The organism is Pseudogemmobacter sonorensis (assembly GCF_042762395.1).
In the GTDB taxonomy this organism is placed as follows: Bacteria; Pseudomonadota; Alphaproteobacteria; order Rhodobacterales; family Rhodobacteraceae; genus Pseudogemmobacter; species Pseudogemmobacter sonorensis.
Genome location: NZ_JBEFZE010000080.1, coordinates 1 through 1539, shown reverse-complemented (window position 1 = coordinate 1539; position 1539 = coordinate 1). Strand labels below are relative to the sequence as shown.

Sequence of the window (1539 nt, the reverse complement as noted above, 5' to 3'; positions counted from 1 at the left end):
GCCCGGCCATATCTTCGCGCTCATCTTCACCAGCGCCCTGATCGTCTTGGCCTGGCACATGTCCGACGCCTACGCCCGGGGGCTGCATGCCGCGAGACAGGCGCCGATTTCGGAGGAAGTCAGATGACCGAGGTCACGAAGATCGAGGGAGGCACGGTAGTCGCCACTGCCCCGGACGCGATGGTGTCAGTGATCGAACGCGTCATGCTCGACCCATCGGTCGATATCGAGAAGATGGAGCGCATCCTCGCCATGAAAGAGCGCATGGATGCGCAGCATGCCCGTGTGTCCTTCGCGTCCGCCCTAGCCGCCGCCCGGGCGGAAATCCCGCCAATCGTCAAGGATGCGACGGTGGATTTTACCAGCGCCAAGGGCCGGACACACTACAAGCACGAGACGCTTTCCGGCATCGCGAAGGTCATCGACCCGATCCTGTCGAAGCACGGCCTGTCGTATCGGTTTCGCACCGAGCAGGGAAACGGCGGTGTCAGGGTCACCTGCATCATTGCCCACGCAGCCGGGCACAGCGAGGAGACATCCCTCGCGTGCGCACCCGATGGATCAGGCAGCAAGAACGCGTTCCAGGCAGTCGGAAGCGCCGTGACCTACCTTCAGCGCTATACGCTCAAGGCCGCGCTCGGCCTGTCCGCCGAGGTGGACGACGATGCACAGAGCGCCGCACCGTGGCCAGACCAGCGCCGCGACATTCCGCCCGAGGATTTCGAGCGCGACGTGCAGGACGCCATCCGCGCCATCGAGCGCGAGACCCAGATGGATAGCCTCGCAGCGATGTTCGCGGACCTCTACCGGCGCCAACGCCGTGTCGCGGATGACCGTCGCGTGATCGCTGCCAAGGACGCGGCCAAAGCCCGGATCAGCGCCACGCCGAAGACTGGCGAGATCCTCGACGACGAAATCGGATATTGAAAGGACACAATGTGAACGACATGACCCCGGTCGGCATCGGCCATAACAACCCACCCGATCCCATTGAGGACGCGCTCGCCGGGTTCGACGCCGCCATTCAGGAGGCACAGAACTGGCTCGACGGATCCAAGGTCGAGAACCTCGACCAGATGAACGCCGTCGATGCGCTGGCAAAGCAGATCCGCGCCGCCCGGTCGGCCGTGGACAAGGCCCGTGACGACGCCACCAAGCCGCTTCACGACGCGTGGAAAGCCGAGGTCGCGCGCTGGAAGCCGACGCAGGACGATCTGGACCGGATCCAAAAGGGCCTTGCCAAGATCGTCAGCGACTTCAAGGCTGCCGAGAAGGCCAAGCGCGAAGCGGCGGAGGCAGAAGCCAAGCGCATTTCCGACGAGAAAGCCCGGGCCGCGCGCGAAGCTGCCCTGCATGTCGATGAGGGGGATATCGAAAGCGTCCGCGCTGCTGATGCGGCCAAGCGCGAGGCCGAGATTGCAGCCGCCCAGACCCGCAAGGTCGCCGCGCAGGCGAAGGCGGTCAAAGGCCTGCGCACCGTCACGAAATGGTCCTACGAGACAGACCCTGCCACCGATCCGCGCGGCGCCCGGCGCCCGG

2 protein-coding genes are annotated in these 1539 nt (G+C 65.3%); both read left to right on the top strand.

Features of this window, described 5'->3' with window-relative positions:
* Positions 1-123 precede the first annotated feature (123 nt).
* Entirely contained in the window at positions 124-927 is an 804-nt protein-coding gene (locus ABNX41_RS21770) for an ERF family protein (RefSeq protein WP_438671768.1), read from the top strand.
* 11 nt (positions 928-938) lie between these two features.
* A partial coding sequence (locus ABNX41_RS21765; protein ID WP_438671767.1) for a hypothetical protein occupies positions 939-1539 on the top strand: 601 nt, incomplete at its 3' end.